The sequence below is a fragment of the Advenella kashmirensis W13003 genome (genome assembly GCF_000506985.1).
GTDB lineage: Bacteria > Pseudomonadota > Gammaproteobacteria > Burkholderiales > Burkholderiaceae_B > Advenella > Advenella kashmirensis_A.
The window spans coordinates 279912-299528 of record NZ_KI650981.1 but is presented as its reverse complement, the minus strand read 5'-3'; the positions used below and the strand labels follow the sequence as shown (position 1 = coordinate 299528).

Annotated in this window: 16 protein-coding genes and 1 tRNA gene; 11 read left to right on the top strand and 6 right to left on the bottom strand. The window is 55.7% G+C overall.

The window, feature by feature from the left end; genetic code table 11:
* Nucleotides 1-46: 46 nt before the first annotated feature.
* The 7 genes from secD (at nucleotide 47) to lnt (ending at nucleotide 8716) form a co-directional block, all read left to right on the top strand.
* A complete protein-coding gene (gene secD, locus W822_RS40940; RefSeq protein ID WP_024006558.1) occupies nucleotides 47-1942 on the top strand; it encodes a protein translocase subunit SecD in 1896 nt (631 codons plus the stop codon).
* A gap of 53 nt (nucleotides 1943-1995) precedes the next feature.
* Nucleotides 1996-2934 carry a protein translocase subunit SecF gene (gene secF, locus W822_RS40935; RefSeq protein WP_024006557.1) on the top strand — a complete coding sequence of 313 codons (939 nt, stop codon included), beginning with the start codon at nucleotides 1996-1998 and terminating at the stop codon, nucleotides 2932-2934.
* A gap of 176 nt (nucleotides 2935-3110) precedes the next feature.
* Nucleotides 3111-4538 (top strand): tRNA (N6-isopentenyl adenosine(37)-C2)-methylthiotransferase MiaB, encoded by a 1428-nt coding sequence (miaB, locus tag W822_RS40925; protein WP_024006555.1) that lies wholly within the window; start codon nucleotides 3111-3113, stop codon nucleotides 4536-4538.
* A complete protein-coding gene (locus tag W822_RS40920) occupies nucleotides 4538-5596 on the top strand; it encodes a PhoH family protein (protein ID WP_024006554.1) in 1059 nt (352 codons plus the stop codon). Before miaB ends, W822_RS40920 begins: the two co-directional genes overlap by 1 nt.
* Nucleotides 5589-6098, top strand: a complete 510-nt coding sequence (ybeY, locus tag W822_RS40915; protein ID WP_051401815.1) for an rRNA maturation RNase YbeY — start codon at nucleotides 5589-5591, stop codon at nucleotides 6096-6098. Before W822_RS40920 ends, ybeY begins: the two co-directional genes overlap by 8 nt.
* A 107-nt stretch (nucleotides 6099-6205) precedes the next feature.
* On the top strand, nucleotides 6206-7105 hold the full coding sequence (locus tag W822_RS40910) for an HlyC/CorC family transporter (RefSeq protein ID WP_024006552.1): 900 nt from the start codon (nucleotides 6206-6208) through the stop codon (nucleotides 7103-7105).
* 3 nt (nucleotides 7106-7108) lie between these two features.
* Complete coding sequence (gene lnt, locus W822_RS40905) at nucleotides 7109-8716, top strand: apolipoprotein N-acyltransferase (RefSeq protein ID WP_024006551.1); 1608 nt, start codon at nucleotides 7109-7111, stop codon at nucleotides 8714-8716.
* A 114-nt stretch (nucleotides 8717-8830) separates the two neighbouring features.
* Here lnt and W822_RS40900 read toward each other — a convergent pair whose 3' ends face one another.
* Genes W822_RS40900 through W822_RS40890 form a run of 3 tightly spaced genes read right to left on the bottom strand, consistent with a single transcriptional unit; the run spans nucleotide 8831 to nucleotide 14681 of the window.
* Nucleotides 8831-12358, bottom strand: coding sequence for an error-prone DNA polymerase (locus W822_RS40900; protein ID WP_024006550.1), 3528 nt, complete (start codon nucleotides 12356-12358; stop codon nucleotides 8831-8833).
* A gap of 12 nt (nucleotides 12359-12370) precedes the next feature.
* Nucleotides 12371-13864, bottom strand: coding sequence for a Y-family DNA polymerase (locus W822_RS40895; protein ID WP_024006549.1), 1494 nt, complete (start codon nucleotides 13862-13864; stop codon nucleotides 12371-12373).
* Nucleotides 13806-14681 (bottom strand): hypothetical protein, encoded by an 876-nt coding sequence (locus W822_RS40890; protein WP_051401813.1) that lies wholly within the window; start codon nucleotides 14679-14681, stop codon nucleotides 13806-13808. Before W822_RS40890 ends, W822_RS40895 begins: the two co-directional genes overlap by 59 nt.
* A gap of 144 nt (nucleotides 14682-14825) precedes the next feature.
* Between W822_RS40890 and W822_RS40885 the strand changes: the two genes are divergently transcribed.
* On the top strand, nucleotides 14826-15131 hold the full coding sequence (locus W822_RS40885; protein ID WP_031243319.1) for a PepSY domain-containing protein: 306 nt from the start codon (nucleotides 14826-14828) through the stop codon (nucleotides 15129-15131).
* Between the two features lie 40 nt (nucleotides 15132-15171).
* On the opposite strand, the gene W822_RS40880 is transcribed toward W822_RS40885, so the two are convergent.
* Nucleotides 15172-16035, bottom strand: coding sequence for a transglutaminase-like domain-containing protein (locus W822_RS40880; protein WP_024006546.1), 864 nt, complete (start codon nucleotides 16033-16035; stop codon nucleotides 15172-15174).
* A 301-nt stretch (nucleotides 16036-16336) separates the two neighbouring features.
* Nucleotides 16337-16410, bottom strand: a tRNA-OTHER gene (locus W822_RS46400).
* Between the two features lie 167 nt (nucleotides 16411-16577).
* Here W822_RS46400 and W822_RS40875 point away from each other — a divergent pair.
* Nucleotides 16578-16916 carry a hypothetical protein gene (locus tag W822_RS40875; protein WP_024006545.1) on the top strand — a complete coding sequence of 113 codons (339 nt, stop codon included), beginning with the start codon at nucleotides 16578-16580 and terminating at the stop codon, nucleotides 16914-16916.
* A gap of 227 nt (nucleotides 16917-17143) precedes the next feature.
* On the top strand, nucleotides 17144-17695 hold the full coding sequence (locus tag W822_RS40870) for a hypothetical protein (protein ID WP_031243317.1): 552 nt from the start codon (nucleotides 17144-17146) through the stop codon (nucleotides 17693-17695).
* Nucleotides 17696-17769: 74 nt separating this feature from the next.
* Here W822_RS40870 and W822_RS40865 read toward each other — a convergent pair whose 3' ends face one another.
* Nucleotides 17770-18684: a LysR family transcriptional regulator gene (locus tag W822_RS40865; protein WP_024006542.1), complete on the bottom strand. Its 915-nt coding sequence runs from the start codon at nucleotides 18682-18684 to the stop codon at nucleotides 17770-17772.
* Between the two features lie 135 nt (nucleotides 18685-18819).
* Between W822_RS40865 and W822_RS40860 the strand changes: the two genes are divergently transcribed.
* Nucleotides 18820-19593 carry an SDR family oxidoreductase gene (locus W822_RS40860; protein WP_024006541.1) on the top strand — a complete coding sequence of 258 codons (774 nt, stop codon included), beginning with the start codon at nucleotides 18820-18822 and terminating at the stop codon, nucleotides 19591-19593.
* Nucleotides 19594-19617 lie beyond the last annotated feature (24 nt).

The following is a 19617-nucleotide window of genomic DNA, read 5'->3' as shown; positions in this document are numbered from 1 at the left end:
TTTTTCCGGCTCTCTGTTTTAACTCTTTATCGATAACGGCCACGGTATGAACCGCTACCCTCTATGGAAGTACATTACGGTACTGGTTGCCCTGATCATCGGCATCCTGTACACCGTCCCCAACTTTTTTGGCGAATCTCCTGCAGTCCAGGTCTCCAGCGCCAAGGTGACGCATAAAGTCACCAATCAGACCATGGGTCAGGTAGAGGACATACTCAAGCAGAACAACATTGCCTACTCGGGCGCCTATTTTCAACAAAACGGCCCGGCCGGCACGGTCAGGGTCAGACTGGCCAACACCGACACGCAGCTGAAGGCCCGGGATATCCTGGACAATGCACTCAACCCTGTCAAGGATGATCCAGCCTATACCGTGGCGCTGAATCTGCTCTCCGGCTCTCCCGACTGGATGAGCGCCATCGGCGCCAACCCCATGTATCTGGGTCTGGATCTGCGCGGCGGCGTTCATTTCCTGCTGCAGGTTGATATGCAGGGCGCCCTGACTGCGCGCTATGAATCCCTGACGACAGACATGCGCGCCATTCTGCGCGACGCCCGCGTCAACGTGGAATCGGTCAACACCGCCAACGCCAGCATCGTCGCCACCTTCGCCTCGGCAGAAGAGCGCAACAAGGCGCTCGACACCCTGCGTACCCGGACGAACGAACTGGACTTCACCTCCAGCCAGTCCGGCGGAAAATTTTTACTGACCGGCGCCATTCGTGCGGCCGAAATTACCCGCGTTCAGGACACCGCTCTCAAACAGAATATTCTGACGCTGCATAACCGGATCAATGAACTGGGCGTTGCCGAGCCGATTATCCAGCAGCAGGGCACCGACCGCATTATCGTTCAATTGCCCGGCATTCAGGATGTGGCCAAGGCCAAGGAAATCCTGGGTCGTACGGCCACGCTGCAACTGCGTATGGTAGACGATTCGCCCGCAGCCCAAACCGCCATGGCCAACGGCACCGTTCCTTTCGGCCTGGAAAGCTTCAAGGATACAGATGGCCGTACCGTGCTGGTACGCCGCCAGGTGCTGCTGACCGGTGAAAACCTGGAAAACGCCCAGTCGGGCCGCAATCAGCAGACACAGCAACCGACTGTCAATCTGACACTGGACGACAAAGGCGCACGTATTTTCCGCGATACCACACGCGACAATATCGGCAAGCGCCTTGCCATTATTCTGTTTGAAAATGGCAAGGGGCAAGTTGTGACCGCACCGGTTATCCGTAGTGAAATTCCGAACGGACAAGTCGAAATTTCCGGCAGCATGGATGCCACCCAGGCAGCCGACACCGCCCTGCTGCTGCGCGCCGGTTCCCTGGCCGCGCCCATGTCCATCATCGAAGAGCGCACCATCGGCCCCAGCCTGGGCGCCGACAATATCCGGATGGGATTTGATTCCACCCTTTACGGTTTCATCCTGATCGCCATCTTCATGGTCATTTATTACCACGTGTTCGGCATCTTCTCGACACTGGGCCTGGCGTTCAACGTCCTGCTGCTGCTGGCTGTCCTGTCGCTGCTGCAGGCAACGCTGACACTACCGGGTATTGCGGCCATCGCGCTCACGCTGGGTATGGCCATTGACTCGAACGTGCTGATCAACGAACGGGTTCGCGAGGAACTGCGCAATGGCGCTTCGCCACAGCAGGCCATCAGCACCGGTTTCAGCAAGGCATGGGCCACGATTCTTGACTCGAACCTGACCACACTGATCGTGGGTATTGCCCTGCTGGCCTTCGGCAGCGGTCCGGTACGGGGTTTTGCTGTGGTGCATTGCATCGGCATTCTGACCTCCATGTTCTCGTCGGTCGTCGGCGTAAGAGCGATTGTCAATCTGTGGTACGGACGGCGCAAAAAACTTAAGACGGTGTCTATCGGCACAGTCTGGCGCCCCGAAACCGGCACTCAGGTCGACAAAGCGAAAAACTGAATCACGCAGAACACTTTTTCTGTCCGGGCTGACCGGACAGAGCAGGAATAAATATGGAATTTTTCAGAATTCATAAAACCATCCCGTTCATGAAGAACGCGCTGGTCCTCAATACGATCAGCGCCATCACCTTCGTGCTCGCGGTATTTTTCATTGTGACCCGCGGCTTTCATCTGTCGATTGAGTTTACCGGCGGAACAGTCATGGAAGTCAATTATCAGCAGGCGGCCCAGCTGGACGAAATCCGCAGCAGCATAAGCGCGCTCAAATACAGCGACTTTCAGGTGCAGAATTTCGGTACATCGCGCGACGTTATTATCCGTTTGCCGGTAGACAAGAATCTGTCATCGACAGAACAAAGCAACACCGTGATGGCCGAACTCAAGAAGGCCAGCCCGGACGTTGAATTGCGCCGGGTGGAATTCGTAGGTCCGCAGGTGGGCAGTGAACTGCTGTCCAACGGCCTGAAGGCGCTGGCCTTCGTCGTCATCGGCATCATGATCTACCTGGGCATACGCTTTGAATGGAAATTTGCGCTCGCCTGCGTGATCGCCAACCTGCACGATGTGGTCATCATTCTGGGATTCTTCGCCTTCTTCCAGTGGGAGTTCTCCCTGCCCGTGCTGGCAGGCGTGCTGGCGGTGCTCGGCTATTCCGTGAATGAATCGGTGGTGATCATGGACCGGATCCGTGAAAACTTTCGCAAGCAGCGTCGTGCCAGCGTGCGTGATGTGATCGACGGCGCGATTACACAAACCATTTCCCGTACGGTCATTACCCACGCATCGACACAGATGATGGTACTGTCCATGTTCTTCTTCGGCGGTCCGTCCCTGCACAACTTTGCCCTGGCCCTGACCATCGGTATCTGGTTTGGCATTTACTCTTCCGTGTTCGTGGCCGCAGCGATCGCCATGTGGCTGGGCGTCAAGCGCGAAGACATGATCAAGACGCCTAAAAAGGAAGACCCGGCCAGCGAAGTGATCTACTGATCATGAAACTGTACCCTGCGCGCCACACCCTGGTGCGCACAAGCCTGAAAAAGCACCTGCGGGTGCTTTTTTTTATCTGAAAAAACAACAAGATAAGTCCAAATTGATGCAAACACGTTACAATCACGTTTTTCAAATTTACCCCCGGGATAAAAACCCGCCACGGTACCCATAACATGCACGAAACGACACTCAAGCGCGGAGCAGAAACTGCCGCAACGCCCGTACAACCTGTACAGGAAACCCCCATCCGCATCCATCCATCGGCCAAGAAGTTGTATATCAAGACATTCGGCTGCCAGATGAATGAATACGATTCGGACAAAATGGCCGACGTCCTGCGCGAGAACCAGGGGCTGGAATTGACCAGCACGCCGGAAGACGCCGACGTCATCTTGCTCAACACCTGTTCCATCCGGGAAAAAGCGCAGGAAAAAGTCTTTTCCGATCTGGGCCGCATCAATCAGCTCAAAAAGAAAAACCCCAATCTGGTCATTGGTGTAGGTGGCTGCGTAGCCAGCCAGGAAGGCGCCACCATCATCCGCCGTGCACCCTATGTCGACGTGGTCTTCGGTCCGCAAACGCTGCATCGCCTGCCTGACCTGATCGAGCGGCGCAAAAGCACCGGCCGCGCCCAGGTAGACATCAGCTTTCCCGAAATCGAAAAATTCGACGCCTTGCCGCCTGCCCGGATTGACGGCCCGTCGGCCTTTGTCTCGATCATGGAAGGTTGCAGCAAATACTGCAGCTTCTGCGTCGTCCCCTATACGCGTGGTGAGGAAATTTCCCGCCCGTTCGAAGATGTGCTGACCGAGATTGCCGATCTGGCCGACCAGGGCGTCAAGGAAGTCAATCTGCTGGGACAGAACGTGAACGCCTATCGCGGCACACTGGGGGGCACTACGGAACTGGCCGACTTTGCCATGCTGCTCGACTATGTGCATGACATTCCGGGCATTGAACGCATCCGCTATACCACATCGCATCCCAAGGAAATGACCAGCCGGCTGATCGAAGCGCATGGCCGCCTGCCCAAACTGGTTCCGTTCCTGCATTTGCCTATTCAAACCGGCAGTGATCGCATTCTGGCGGCCATGAAACGGGGCTACACCGGTATTGAATTCAAATCTATCGCCCGCCGCCTCTATGCTGCCCGGCCGGGCATGACATTGTCTTCCGACTTTATCGTTGGTTTTCCGGGCGAAACCGAGGCCGATTTTGAAACAACACTGAAGCTGATCGCCGACGTCAACTTCGACACGTCGTTTTCATTCATCTATTCGCGCCGCCCGGGTACGCCTGCGGCCGACCTTGAAGACGATACGCCCTACGAAGTCAAACTTGAGCGGCTGCAAAGATTGCAGGCGCAGATTTCGGCTCAGGCCAGCGCCATCAGCCACGCCATGCTTGACACTTTGCAGCCGGTCCTGGTCGAAGGCCCCTCCCGTCGCGACGCCAGCGAACTGACAGGACGTACCGAAAACAACCGCATCGTCAACTTTGCCGCACCAGCGAACCTGATCGGTCAGATTGTCAAAGTCCGTATTACCAACGTCTATACCAACTCGTTGCGTGGCGAACTGGCCAACGGAGACGCCGCCTGATGTCGGGAAAACGGACCCTGCCCGTCGTTTTTCACCTGGAAGGCGACAACACCCAGCTGGCCAATCTGTGCGGACCGCTGGACGAAAACCTGCAGCAAATTGCGCAGGCCTATGATGTCACAATTGGCCGCAACGGCAGCCGTATCATCGTAGAAGGCGATCAGGCGCAGGATGCCGCAGGCGCCGTCAACCTGTTCCATCGTCGTGCCCGCCATCGCGACCTGACCATTGATGACATTCAGCTGGGGCTGGTCGAATTGCGGGCCAATGCCAGACCGGCCACTCCCGTCCGGCCCAGCGCCAATGGCAGCGACGATCAATCTCAAGCGCGCCCCGGCGGCAGGCAGGCACTCCCCGACCTTCCTCCGCTGGATGACGACAGCGGCTCCATTGCCCTGCGCACCCGACGCAACGACCTGCGCCCGCGCACACCACGCCAGCGTGACTACCTGAACAACATCCTGCGGCACGACATCACATTTGGCACAGGTCCGGCCGGCACCGGTAAAACCTGGCTGGCCGTTGCCTGCGCCATTGACGCCCTGGAGCGGGAACATGTGCAGCGCATTATCCTGACCCGTCCTGCCGTCGAAGCGGGCGAACGCCTGGGATTTTTGCCGGGCGACCTGGCCCAGAAAGTTGATCCGTATCTGCGGCCTCTCTACGATGCCCTGTATGACCTGATGGGGTTTGACAAGGTCATGCGCCTGTTCGAGAAGCAGACCATCGAGATCGCGCCGCTGGCCTATATGCGGGGCCGCACACTGAATCACGCTTTTGTTATTCTGGATGAAGCGCAAAACACCACGCAGGAACAAATGAAAATGTTCCTGACCCGTATCGGCTTTGGCAGCAAAGCGGTCATTACCGGCGACCCGTCTCAAATTGATCTGATCAAGGGGCAGAAAAGCGGACTGGAGCACGCCGTGCGTGTCCTCAATCATGTGCAGGGCATCGCATTTTCACGTTTTACCAGTGAAGATGTCGTACGCCACCCGCTGGTGGCCCGCATCATCGATGCATACGACCTGGCGGAAGGCCGCAGCCCCCATGCCTGACTCTGCCCCCATCGGCCGCCGCCGCACGCGCGATACCTCTTATTTGCGCACATCCGTGCAACATGTGATACCGGAACCTTCTCTTACCCGGCAGCGTATCCGTGGCTGGATGTTGCGCGCAGTGGATGCCGCCATGGCGGAAAATCCCGACATCATCGAAGTGGAACTGGCCTTGCGACTGGTCGATACCGACGAAGCACATGAACTGAACAGTCAGTTTCGCGGCCGCGATTATGCCACGAACGTGTTGACCTTCGAATATGGCATTGATCCGGATGGCATTGCCCGAGGCGACATCATCCTGTGCGTGCCTGTCCTCAGGCGGGAAGCACAGGAACAACACAAAACGCTGCAGCAGCACGCTGCGCATCTGGTTATTCATGGCGCGCTGCATGCGCTGGGCTATGACCACGAAAACGAAGACGACGCCGCCCATATGGAGGCGATTGAAACCGCCCTTCTGGCGGGGCTAGGTTTTCCGGATCCTTACACACCACGTTAAAACCCAAGACCCCATGACCGGCTCGGGTTTACGCTAAGTCTTTAACTTTTCATCAAATTTACGCAAATTTGCGTTATCCTTATAAATCCTTAACTAGACGTCCAGAGATGTCAGATCCATACCCTTCCAACGATGCCGAGCCCGACAGTCAGCCCGGCAAAAAACAGATTTCCCGCTCACTTATCCAGCGCATAAAAGGCCTGCTGGGCCAGAACGAACCCGAAGACCGGGAAGACATCCAGGAGATCCTCTCTTCCGCCCATGACAGGGACATCATTGATGATGATTCCTATTCCATGATTGTGGGCTCCATTTCCTTCACCGAAAAAAACGTCAGCGACATCATGATTCCGCGCTCACGCATGGACGTGCTGGACATCAGCAAGCCGCTGCAGGAGCTGCTTCCCATTATTCTTGAAACAGCGCACTCCCGCTTTCCGGTATTTGAAGAAGAAAAAGACAATATTATCGGTATTCTGCTGGCCAAGGATCTGCTGCGATTCATTACCAATCCCGAAACGGACATCCGCAGCCTGGTGCGCCCGGCCATTTATATTCCGGAAACCAAACGGCTGAATCAGCTGTTGCGCGATTTCCGCGAAAACCGCAATCATATTGCGATCGTGATTGACGAATACGGCAGCATCGCCGGCCTGGTCACCATGGAAGATGTGCTCGAACAGATTGTGGGCGACATCGAGGACGAATACGACGAAGATGCGCAAATGACCATCTTTCCGGAAACAGACTCCTCCTGGCGCGTGATGGCCGTTACCGACATCAAGCAGCTGAACCAGACGCTGCAGGTTGCCATCCCCGAAGACGATTACGACACCATCGGCGGCTGGCTGGCCGCGGAACTGGACCATATTCCGCAACGAGGTGACAGTTATGATTTCCAGGGCCTGCGTTTCCAGGTCCTGCGCGCAGATGCCCGCCGCGCTCTTTGGCTGCATGTCAAACGGCTGTCTGCCATGAGCAGCAGCCACAGCAAATCAGAAACCTGATCCATGGTCTGGCTTCTTCTCATTGTGGCCGGGGCGCTCCATGCATTGAGTTTTGCGCCTGATCCCCTGCCCGACTGGACATTGGCCTATGTCCAGGTCCTGTCCATGGCGATGCCGGCCTTCGTTGTCTTCAGCACACGCCATATCGGACGAGCCGCACTGGCCGCTTTTGTTTTCAGCACCAGCAGTTTCTGCGTCGGCATATACTGGCTGTACATCAGCATGAATCATTTCGGCGGACTGGCCGCGCCGCTTGCGGCGCTGGCTGTCTTTCTGTTCGCGCTTTATCTGTCCCTGTATGCCGCCCTGGCGGGCGCTTGCACAGCCTGGCTGGGCCGTGACATGAACGTCATGCGTGTACCACTGGCAGTGGGGCGACCATTGCTGTGGGCCTGCGCCTGGACACTGGGCGAATGGCTGCGCGGCTTTGTGTTTACCGGCTTCCCCTGGAATAATATCGGCTACGCCCACACCAGCAGCCTGCTGTCTGCCTGGGCCCCCATTTTCGGCGTTTATGGCGTTGCCTTTCTGGCGGCACTGGCCAGCGGGCTGACTGCCTGCATTGTCTATTATGTAAAGCACAACCGCACCGGCATCATGGCCGCCATGGCCAGTGCGCTGATGGGCATGTTCATCGTCAGCCTGGCGCTCAGCCGCATTGTCTGGTTCGACAATCAGGGGCCGCCCCTGACGGTCAGACTGGTGCAGGGCAATATTGCCCAACAGATGAAGTTCGATCCATCCCAGTTGATGAGCTCACTGCAGACACAGTTTGGCCTGGCCACCCGTCCGGCTACGGACGCGCAACGCGCACCTTCTGTCATTGTTTTTCCCGAAACCATTCTGCCGACGTTCCAGGACAGAATGGCGCCTGAATTCTGGCAATCTGTGGTGGACCTAGCTGATCAGATGAAGGCCACCCTGTTCCTGGGCAGCCCCATGCATACTGTCGAGAATGGCAAAGACCGCTATACCAACAGTGTGATCGCCATTAACGCCAATACCTCTGTGCAGGCGCTGATGCAGGCCCAGTTGCCCGTCTATGACAAACGTCATCTTGTGCCTTTTGGCGAATTCGTGCCTTTCGGTTTTCGCTGGTTTGTCGATGCCTTGAATATTCCGCTGGGCGACTTTGACCGGGGTCAGCAGGGACAGAAAAGCTTTGTCGTCAACGGCCAGCAGTTTGCACCCAATATTTGTTACGAAGATGTCTTTGGCGAAGAACTGCTGCCTTCCCTGCACACGCAGGCTGACGGGGCACCCGGCGCCAGCATCCTGTTCAATGTCAGCAACCTGGGCTGGTTTGGCAATACCTGGGCGCTCAGACAACACTTGCAGATTTCACGCATGCGCAGCATGGAAACAGCAAGACCCATGATTCGCGCAACAAATACCGGTTCAACCGCGGCCATTGATGCAGAAGGCCGCGTACTGGCGCAATTGCCGACAGCCACCGCCAATATCCTGGATGTGCAGGTACAGGGTACGCAGGGGCTGACACTCTATGCCCGGACAGGCAATTGGCTGATCGTAATCATCAGCTTGCTGGGTCTGGTCGCCGGATGGATCCAGAAGCGCCGATCTTGCAAGAAAAAATCAACCCAGGCTTGAGCAATACACTTGTAGCGGCTGCCCGCAGCGCCTTACGCACAGCAATGCAACTCGGTGAACAGAACGCTTGCGTCGCCGCTTTTTCCAGTCAGCAATCAGCAGGCATGGGGGTTTTCAGTGAAAATTGCGGCTTCGCGTCTGCAATTTTCCCAGTAAATGCGTCAGATTGACCAGACGCTCCACGATCACATGCTGAACACCGCTTTGGGATTGCCACCGGCCATAAGCGCCTATCAGGCGAGAGGTCAGCAACTCCTTGCGTTGACGCTCTGCCAGCGTCGGCCGTATCAGCAGATTAATCTGTCCTTCTTCGTCTTCAATAGTGACAAAAACCACGCCTTTTGCCGTTCCCGGCCGTTGCCTGACGGTGATAATACCGGCCGCACGCACCAGACGTCGATCAGGCTGTTCACGCAGGACGGCAGAAGACAAAAAGCGCATTGCTGTCAGCCTGTCCCGCAAAAGCGCCAGCGGATGGCGACCCAGCGTCAGACCCAGCGAATCGTAATCGGCGACCAAAGACTGGCCTTCTGTCAATAATGACAGTTGCGGGGTCGAGGTTTCATAAACAGGCGCATCTCGCAGCATATCTTTGTCGGGCGTGCTGACAACAGCGTCCCACAAGGCCGCCCGGCGATGTCCGGCGATGCTCTCCAGCGCATTTGCTGCCGCCAGCGCGTTCAGGTCATGCCGGCTCAGATCGGCGCGACGGGCCAGATCGGCCACAGACACAAAAGGTGCCTGCTCACGCACCTGGACAATCCGTCGGGCAACGGTCTCATGCATTCCCTTGATCTGGTTCAGCCCCAGTCTGACAGTGGGCCGTTTACCTTGTTGTCTGGCTTTACACTGGGCCATGCAAAGGCGTGCTGTTGCGGAAAGCGTCTGATCTGGCCTGTCATGTGTGACCTCACTCTCTGCAGGGCTACCTTCGGGCAATTGCAGCGTTGTTTCCCAGTCACTGACCTGCACATCTGCAGGTGCGATGGCAACATCGTGTCGTCTGGCGTCCTGGATCAGTGTCGAGGCGCTATAGAAGCCCATGGGCTGGCTGTTGAGCAGCGCCGCCAGGAAAGCTTCTGGCTCATGACATTTAAGCCAGCTGCTATCATAGGCCAGCAATGCAAAACTGGCCGCATGGCTTTCAGGAAAACCGTATTCACCAAAACCCTGGATCTGGCGGAAAATCTGTTCGGCAAACTCCCGTTTATAGTTATTGCCAACCATGCCATTGATAATTTTGTCATAGAATTTTTCCAGCCCCCCTTTGCGCTTCCAGGCCGCCATGGAACGGCGCAGGGAATCGGCCTCGCCCCCGGTAAACCCGGCTGCCGTCATGGCAATCTGCATGACCTGCTCCTGGAAAATCGGGACGCCTAATGTACGTTCCAGGGCCGCCTGGACCTCTGGGCCAGGGTAGTCCACCTCTTCCAGATTCTGGCGCCGCCGCAGATAAGGATGCACCATGCCACCCTGTATCGGCCCCGGGCGGATAATGGACACTTCAATAACCAGATCATAGTAGCAACGCGGCCGCAAGCGTGGCAGCATGGTCATTTGCGCACGGGATTCGATCTGAAACACGCCAATGGTATCGGCCTTGCAGATCATGTCGTAAGTATCCGTGTCTTCATCAGGAATATCCTGCATCTGAAAATGCTCGCCATATCGTTGCGACACCAACTCCAGCGCCCGGCGGATCATGCTGAGCATGCCCAGCGCCAGTACATCCACTTTCAGAATACGCAGGACGTCCAGATCGTCCTTATCCCATTGCACCACACTGCGGTTCTCCATGGCCGCATTTTCAATGGGAACGATCCTGGAAAGCGGACCTCGCGACATGACGAACCCGCCAGGATGCTGCGAAAGATGGCGCGGAAAACTCATGATTTTTTCAGCCAGATAAACCCATTGCAAAGCGACCGGAGAATTCGGGTCGAGGCCGCATTCCTGCAAGCGCGCCATCAGGTTGGCCCGGCCGTCCCAATAATGATAGGCGCGTGCTACCGCATTGATAATGAGCGGATCCACGCCCAGCGCCTTGCCGGTATCACGCAGCACACTCTTGACCCGATAGGTGATGACAACTGCCGTCAGTGCCGCCCGGTCGCGACCATAAGTGGCATAAATATACTGGATGACTTCCTCGCGACGCTGATGTTCGAAATCCACATCTATATCGGGTGGCTCATCACGTTCTTTACTGATAAACCGCTCGAACAGACTATTGCTCCGGGCCGGATCCACTTCCGTAATTCCCAGGCAGTAGCAGACGGCACTATTGGCAGCCGAGCCTCTGCCCTGACACAAAATGCCCTGTTTACGTGCAAACCGCACGATATCGTAGACCGTCAGAAAATAGGCCTCGTACTTCAATTCGGCAATCAATTGCAGCTCAACCTCCAACTGGCGGGTAACAACATCCGGCACCTCTTCGGAAAAGCGTCGCTGCGCTCCCGCATAGGTTTCCTGTCGCAGATAGGCCGTTGGCGTCATATCCGTGGGGCAGATATGGTCAGGGTATTGATACTTGAGTTCGTGAAGACTGAATGAGCATTGAAGCATGACCTCAATGGTTTGCTGGAGCGCAGCCAGCGGATACAGCCTGGCCAGCGTTACCCGCTGGCGCAAATGCTGTTCGCCGTTGGAACTGCGTGAGAATCCACAGTCCTGGACACTTTTCCCCAGCCGGATGGCCGTCAGTGTGTCATGCACGGGTTTGCGCGAACGCACATGCATTTGCACATGTCCGGCGGCCACAAGCGGCACGCCTGTGGCTTCGGATACCGCCATGAGCATGCGCTTGTGCGCGGCATCCTGCCCCTGGTGCAATAGACTGAGCACCAGCCAGCACCGTCCGGCAAAGGCCTGGGCAAGCCATTGCGCCTGCGCCAGCACCTGTTCATAGGGGGCACAGTATTCGGGCACAAGCAGACCCAGGCACTCTGGTAAAAACCGCAAGTGAGGCAGAGACGGATCTGCGCTCTCTGGGCAGGTAATGTCTTTTGTGGTCAGATAATAATCCCCTTTGGGGGCACGACGCCGTCCCAATGTAATGAACTCGCACAGATTGCCATATCCGTCGCGGGTCTGAGCCAGAACGATCAGCTTTAACGCAGGAGATGCTTCTGCTGCGCGCAGCGAAAAAACAGACCCTACGATCAGTTTCATCGGCAAACGCAATGGCGGCTCGTCAGACGCTTCCGGCGACTCTGCACTTGACTTATCACCTGGCTCAGCATCTGACCTGACACCTGACGCAGCACGTGACTTGGCGCCGGACTCAACGGATGCGCTGGCAGACAACACCAGCGACGAGGGCGCTGGGAACATCGCTGGCACCAGCGCCTTCGGCCATAAGGTACAACCTGCTTTTTCCAGTGCCGCTTTTCTACTGCGTTCGGCCTGTTCCAGGATGGGCTGATTCAGTTTTGTCACTTCTTCGTATGCACGCACGACCCCGGCCACCGAACATTCGTCGGTGATGGCCAGAGCCATATAGTTGAGGCTGAACGCCGCCTGAACCAGCTCACGAGGATGCGAGGCCCCCTGCAAAAAACTGTAATTGCTCTGACAATACAGTTCCGCATAATTCGGCAGTTCATAAGAAGAAGATGAAGAAAATAAAGGCTCAGTCACAGGCGCATCCCCTTACCCGAAAACACCATGCAAAAACCAGCGCAACTTTTTACGACGATCCTGAAACAGCCAGTAGCGTATACCTGCCTCGTCTTCTGCCAAGAAATAGTCTCTTTGCGTCCAGCCGTCCCACCATCCATCTTCGATTCGTTCCGGCCCATGGAGAATGTGCAAAGGCGTGCCGTACCAGGGCCGGTTTCGACGAACCGCCAACGGCAATGGCTTTTCCAGCAACCAGCACGGCCGCTCACCGCCTTGCACAGTGTGTCCGACAATGCGCGAAGGGCCTGCTGCTGCCCACTGGTTTGCCATCTCAGGACGGTGATCGGCATGTAGCTGGGGTTGCAACACCCGATCATGTCCCAGTCGCGCCAGGATGATGTCGATGACCCGCTGTCGATCCTGAGGGGTGCCCCCGGGGTCGGGGAATAAGTCGTCGGGCACCGGGGCAAGGTCCTGCACCCGATGAACCTCAAGGGCCATGGCAATAACAGGGGCCTCCAGTTTCAAATGATGCAAATGCTCCTGCAATAACCGCATCAGATGGGCTGGATCGCGGGTAGGCGTGCTTGCAGCCAGTGCCAGCGGGGTAGGAGGACGGGCGTGACGACCCCGCTCATGCTCCAGCAGCAACGCCATCTGTGTGACCGCCTGTTGATGTCCGGTCAGCCAGCCGCAGAGTTGCTCAAGCAGTCGACCGGCCACGCGTGCGACCGCTTCTGTTGATTCGATACGCTCGACCAGTTCGATGCGTCCGTGAAACTGCAAAGGAGCGGTGATCCATTCAAAGATTTCAGGCGTTTTTCCATAGGCGGCATCCAGCGCCTGCAACAGCTGTTTGCTGGTACGGCGTTGCAAGCCGGCACGGGGCAGCTGTCGCAACGCACCGAGCGTGCCGCAACCAATATTGTCAAGCCACGCCTCATAGGGACGCGCGGCAGGCAGCGCGTTTGCAGGCAAGGTATCCAGGCGGCCAAACAAGGAGTGCAGCTTCAGGCACCGGCGCCCCCTTGTATGAGCGCAAGCCGTGATCGCGCCAGACGGCGCAACACATGCAACGGTCGGAACGGTGGCCAGCAACCAGGCTCCTCCGGCCGTGGCCGCAATGGCGCAACGTGCGCTCAGGCAAAGCCCCTGCAACGTGCCCTGGATGCGACGGTAAAGCCGGCGGATACCGCCAAAGAGGCTGAGACTGCCGGTGACATCGAGCAACAGCGTGTCCTGCTCATCCAGCGCAAGCTCGGGCGTGTATTGCAGCAACGCCAGCGCTGCCGCCTGCATGGCCGATTGATGTATGTGTTCGTCGTATTGAGTGAGCACCGCCTGGGGACAGAGCGCGTTGACCCCACCGGCACGCATACCTGGACGGACGCCCGTTTCCCAGGCAAGCGGCGAGCACACCCGTACCAGATCATGATCCATGACCACTGCGGCAAGCCTGCGCCAGTCAGGACAAAGGGTGTCCAGCGTGGGGTGCAGTAAATGGACGGCTATCCATGTTCGCATGATGGGACTCTGTAAAAGAGGCTGAAACGGGATCAGAAACACCAGAATGAGTGGAAAAAGCGCTATGACGCTCGGTCACAACGGCCGAATGCCCATACCTGCCGGCAGGATCGGAATAAAGCGCCACATGCACGGGGTGTTCGCTTATATTGCCGCGACGCTTGACGATATGGACAAGAAGACCGGCATGCGCGGGGTGAAGGGCAAGCCGCAAGGGCGCCGGTGAAGACTGCCGGGCCGCCGCCAGCCCCCGAACCAGCACGAAAAGCGTGTCGCCCTTTTGCGCTGACAATTGCAGACGACGCAAGGCCGAATCGCGCAGGGCATGCTGCCAGAGCACAAGGGCCGCGAAGGCACCGCTGTTCAGAATATGCTCTGCCGCCCACAAGGCATCTGCGCTGCTTTGCGGAGACAGCCAGAGCAACCGGGCAGGGTTGATTCCCCACTGCGCCCAGGCACAGATGTGAGGGACATAAGGCGGCTGAATCAGCACAATAGGCCGTGAATCGTCCAACTGCGCACCAGGAGAAGCCAAGCCGGTGAGAGCAGATGACAAACCCGTCCTGGTTGAGTGACACAAGGCGGGCCTGAACAACTGCAGCTCGCCTATCCCAGCACGCGGTGTCATAACCTCGATAAGATTACCCAGCGGCCAGCCGCCCCCCGGCAGTTGAGCCGAGAGATCGGGATGGCCGGTATGCGCATATAAACCGGGCGCATGCGCCATTTGCGAAGCACGCCAGAGGCCGGGATGAACACGTTCTGGCGCCTCCAGCACAGCCCTTTTTCCGTGGCTTTCTACAATAGTTTCCATCATGGCAATTCCTTTAAATACTGTATAAGTATACAGTATTTTCAAGAACACCCTATCTGCGGAAAACCGAGATTGGGACGGCCACGGGTTACAGAAGCACCCGGATGCATTACACTGAAACATCCTCTCTTTCTTTCAGGATGACTTATGAAAATGAAAATGACCTCTCCTCTGCTTTTCTCCCTGCTCATCGCCTTGCCAGGCGTGGCGGCAGCCGAGTCAAATCATCAACAGGAAGCCCGGGCGATCAATGAGGCCAAAGTCACATTGGCGCAGGCGGTGCAAACTGCCGAGTCAGAAACCGGCGCCAAAGCGGTCGAAGTCGATTTCGACCGTGAAAAGAATGTCTGGGGTTATGAAGTGACCACGCTCAAGCCTGGCACCAAATATGAACTTTTTATTGACGCCAGCACCGGCGAGGTCATCTCCCGCAAGGAAGAACAAAAGCAGTAAGATCTGTCAGGCAGCGTGCGCGATACAATCCGCGCACAGCCTAGCGGCCGATAATCGCCTGTTGCTCATCGCCTGCCGCGACGCGAAAATCAGAATAAGGATCCTCCTGCACGATATTGATGCGCATGCGCGTGGTTCTGATACTGCCAAAAATCGTGGCAAAGGGCGTGTCCTTGGCATCATTGCCGCGCGCAATCACAACCAGGTGATCGGGTGGCGCCAATCGCGTCGGATCAAACTTGATCCACCGCCCTCCCAAATACGCTTCGAATATCGCATGGAAATCCTGAGGCGGTTCATCAAAATAAATATAGCCCACGCAAAAGCGGGCCGGGATATTCAGGGCGCGGCAAAACGTAATGGCCATATGAGCAAAATCCCGGCAAACGCCCTTGCGTTTTTCAAACACATCCCAGGCTGATGTCGTGGAGTCCGAACACCCTACTTCGTACTGAATATTGTCCTGGATCCAGTCAATGATAGACTCAACCAGCGCAATCCCGTCGCCCTGTGCCCGGAAAAGGGACTGCACCTGGGCGGACAGAACATCCGATTCACAATACCGGCTTGGTCGCAAGCAGGGAATGGTTTTCTTTGGCAGACGACTGATCGAATAAATCGCCGCATCGGCCGGGCGTCGTTCATTATTGGTCACAACACGAGCCGTGTACTCGACACCCACGGTGCCCTCTTGCGCAGTAAACGATGCAAAGCGCCCGCCTACAGCATCGATATTCTTCTGAAAATGAATAACGGATTCCACGCCATGACGATTGACATACCCCACATGCAAACGTTCATCCAGAATAAGCTGGCTTTTTTTGGAGACCAGCATATTCAGAAAAAACTCACTCGCCGACGACACCTCATACGCCAGCGAGGTTTGTATCTTTGATACCAGCATTCTGGACACTCCATTTTATAAAAATATCAGGCGTACCGTTGTCGGCGCCCGGAACCCGCCACTGCATGCACACGCTTGCATTCAGGTATGTCTCTTCTATTTTGAAGTCTTGTCCATGACATGATGATCTGACTCCACAGGCTTTTTTATATTTGATCCTGATCAATCAAAACAGCGTTGCCTGCTTCGGATCATCTTACCGCGCTACAGCATCCGTAGTTACTACATGCGACACAAAACGGCAACCGGGCGAAGCCAGCCAGGAAGCTGTTCCCGTCCGGTTACGTAGTAGTAGAAATCTTCCACAGATACGGGCTCGAACCGTAACCCTCCTCGTGAAGTACTCGGATACTCTACCATTTGAGCTACCTGTGGACTTTCAATTCTCCGGCAAACGCTTGACCGCATCAACCCAAAAACGGAGTGTAAAAATATATGACAGAACACAGACACGTCCCGGACTCTTTTGCCTACTCATATATTGACGCACGGTCAGGTTATGCATAAGATTTCGTTTCTAATGACTGCATCATATTGGACTTATGCGCGCTGTCACCACCCATGTCTATATCGATAAAAGTATTCGATCCATCGAACAAAGGATGGATGAACGGATTGTACGCATTGAAAAGATGTGTGAGCAGTTCGTGTCTGAGAGCAAGACGTTTCGCCACACCGTCTGGACGGCTGCCATTACGGTCCTTATTGGTATTGCAAGCCTGGTTTATGCGCTAAGCCAAAATATGATATCCATATTCGATGTCGGCACTTCCATTAGAAAGAGCATCCGCGAAGAAGTGCACGAGCAAACCAGAGAACTGAACGCCAAGCTGGACAAATTGCTCGAAGCCACGCCTATCGTCAATATTCCACGACAGTAACCGCCAGCCCGTCCCAACTCCACCTGCCTGCCCGGCGCAGCATCCATATGCCTGTCCTGGTCAAATCGGATTTTTGAAATTGACAAGATCGGCGGGAAAAGTTGCATTACATCAAGGTCATTATTTGCAATTCATCGGATAATGCCATCGGCTGGCAATAGATGCCTGACCGTCCATGCGTCTTGCCCAGGCCATTTTGAAAACTTGCAGATGGATCGATTGAAAGCATGAGAATATGTAAACTCATTGCGCCACTGGCATGCGTGGTCGTGCTGACCGCGTGCCAAAGCACCACGGTAATAAGCACCGAAAACTACAACCCGCAGCAACACGCGCGCATCCGGCTTTATGGCCAAAATCAGAAACCTTCCATTATGGAATATAGTATCGGCAACAAAAAGGTCGAGAAGAATGTGGGCGGCAGCCTTGGTGACGCATTCTCGTCTCTTGTGGGTACAGCCGAAAATGTCAGCTTGGGTATGCCTAAAACACCCATGCTCAACGAAATGCACAACTATGACGGAATTCTTTCGAAAGTATTCTATCGGGAATTTGTCATTCCAGCAGGCGTGCCGGTACGTGTGAACAATGCCTTTGTGGGCTTAGGGTCTTCCGCCCCTCACTATGCATCGTATTATTACGAAGCCTCATGCAGGAGCAATACTGCAGTGTTCACTCCGCAAGCGGGCAGAGACTATGAAGTCGTGCCACTGCACAACAGCCGTGACTGCGGGGTGGCAGTACTGGATATCACCTCCGCTAAACCGCCGCTACAGTAAGCAGACGCAGACTCGTCATTGCTTTGTCCGAGTGGGGCTGCACCATCCTCAGAGAAAAAACGAGCTCATTCACTTCACAATACCGGTCCGAATACGCCTTCACGCCGCAATAAATCAGACACCCAGTTCTGAAATACCTGAATACGCACCGGGACATTGCGCCGTCGCGCATACAGAAATGACAGCGGCATAGAAGCCGCGCGAAATCCGGACAGCACTTCGACAAGCGCGTCGCGCTCGATGAGATCCTGCACATCAAAAGCAGGAATCTGGATCAATCCCATCCCCGCCCTGGCAGCGGCCAAATAGCCCTCTACATTATTCACTGAAATCATGCTCTTCATATTCACCACGTTCAATTTGCCGTGCGCGATATATGTCCAGGCCGCCGGGCCGGTCTGAAATCGGGGAGCATAATTGACCAGCAGGTGCCCGGACAAATCATCAGGCGATTCCGGTGTACCGCGACACGCCAGATAGTCAGGACTGGCGCATGTGATGATATCGACCTCTCCCAGCTTACGGCAAATCAGATCAGAACTGCTCAGATCTCCCACACGAATCACGCAATCGATTCCTTCAGAAATCATATCCACCATGCGATCTGTCATGCTCACCTCCAGCTCCAAGTCGGGGTGCATCTCAATCAATGAAGACAGCGCAGGGATAATGATCCGGCGGCCAATTCGGCTGGGCATATCGATTCTCAGCCTTCCTTTCAAACGCGGGGACACTGAACGGAACATTTGTTCGGAGGCTTCAATCGCCTCCACGATCTCCCGCGCCGTTTTTAAAAACTCGAGACCCTCAACGGTAGGAATCATCCGTCGCGTGGTTCGACGCAACAGCTGCACACCCAACCGGTCCTCCAGCGCCTGAATGAGGGTGGAGACAGTGGAACGGGGGACATTGAGCGCTTCTGCCGCTCGCGTGAAATTGCCGCTTTCCATCACCTGGATGAAAACCTGCATCTGTCGGATCTGGTCCATAAGAATATTGATTGTTCGAAAATTTCGACGTAAGAATTCAAGAATAGCAGCTTTATCTCGAAATGACGATCAATTATTCTTTATCACAAACGTGGCAATGCACTTCGTTCAACAAACACTAACGGGAGTCCGAAAATGTCCAGAAACACAATCGAAGGAAAAACAGTCCTTATCGCAGGCGGCGCGAAAAACCTGGGTGGTCTGCTGGCGCGCGAGTTCGCCCGGCATGGTGCCAAAGCAGTGGCAATACACTATCACGGCAACGAAGCCAAGGCAGCTGCCGATGAAACGCTTGCAGCCATTGAACAGGCGGGCGCCAAAGGCGTTGCTTTCCAGGCCGACCTGACCCGCGCCGCGGCAGTGGAAAAACTGTTTGCCGATACCATTGCCGCCGTAGGCCGGCCCGATATCGCCATTAACACAGTCGGCATGGTGCTCAAAAAGCCCATGGCCGAGGTCACAGAAGAAGAGTTTGATCAATCAAGCGCTGTGAACGTCAAGTCGGCCTTCTTTTTCCTGAAGGAAGCAGGCAAAGCCGTCAACGATAACGGCAAAATTTGTACCCTGGTCACATCGCTGCTGGGTGCCTATACGCCCTTCTATTCTGCATACGAAGGCTTAAAAGCGCCTGTAGAACATTTCACTCGTGCCGCTTCAAAGGAATTCGGAGAACGCGGCATCTCGGTCACTGCCATCGGGCCCGGCCCCATGGATACGCCTTTCTTTTATCCGGCAGAAGGCGAAGACGCGGTGGCATACCACAAGACAGCAGCAGCGCTCTCTCCCTTCTCCAAAACCGGCCTGACCGATATCGAAGACATCGTTCCCTGGGTCCGCTTCATGGTATCGGAGGGATGGTGGATGACCGGACAAACGATTCTGGTCAATGGCGGCTATACCACCAAATAGCGAGATCCCCGTCCAGCAAAGCCA

Bases quoted from the DNA above. Each gene is read 5' to 3' on its own strand.
- secD (WP_024006558.1), top strand. From the start codon at position 47: ATGAACCGCTACCCTCTATGGAAGTACATTACGGTACTGGTTGCCCTG.
- secF (WP_024006557.1), top strand. From the start codon at position 1,996: ATGGAATTTTTCAGAATTCATAAAACCATCCCGTTCATGAAGAACGCG.
- miaB (WP_024006555.1), top strand. From the start codon at position 3,111: ATGCACGAAACGACACTCAAGCGCGGAGCAGAAACTGCCGCAACGCCC.
- W822_RS40920 (WP_024006554.1), top strand. From the start codon at position 4,538: ATGTCGGGAAAACGGACCCTGCCCGTCGTTTTTCACCTGGAAGGCGAC.
- ybeY (WP_051401815.1), top strand. From the start codon at position 5,589: ATGCCTGACTCTGCCCCCATCGGCCGCCGCCGCACGCGCGATACCTCT.
- W822_RS40910 (WP_024006552.1), top strand. From the start codon at position 6,206: ATGTCAGATCCATACCCTTCCAACGATGCCGAGCCCGACAGTCAGCCC.
- lnt (WP_024006551.1), top strand. From the start codon at position 7,109: ATGGTCTGGCTTCTTCTCATTGTGGCCGGGGCGCTCCATGCATTGAGT.
- W822_RS40895 (WP_024006549.1), bottom strand. From the start codon at position 13,864: ATGCGAACATGGATAGCCGTCCATTTACTGCACCCCACGCTGGACACC.
- W822_RS40890 (WP_051401813.1), bottom strand. From the start codon at position 14,681: ATGATGGAAACTATTGTAGAAAGCCACGGAAAAAGGGCTGTGCTGGAG.
- W822_RS40885 (WP_031243319.1), top strand. From the start codon at position 14,826: ATGAAAATGAAAATGACCTCTCCTCTGCTTTTCTCCCTGCTCATCGCC.
- W822_RS40880 (WP_024006546.1), bottom strand. From the start codon at position 16,035: ATGCTGGTATCAAAGATACAAACCTCGCTGGCGTATGAGGTGTCGTCG.
- W822_RS40875 (WP_024006545.1), top strand. From the start codon at position 16,578: ATGCGCGCTGTCACCACCCATGTCTATATCGATAAAAGTATTCGATCC.
- W822_RS40870 (WP_031243317.1), top strand. From the start codon at position 17,144: ATGAGAATATGTAAACTCATTGCGCCACTGGCATGCGTGGTCGTGCTG.
- W822_RS40865 (WP_024006542.1), bottom strand. From the start codon at position 18,684: ATGGACCAGATCCGACAGATGCAGGTTTTCATCCAGGTGATGGAAAGC.
- W822_RS40860 (WP_024006541.1), top strand. From the start codon at position 18,820: ATGTCCAGAAACACAATCGAAGGAAAAACAGTCCTTATCGCAGGCGGC.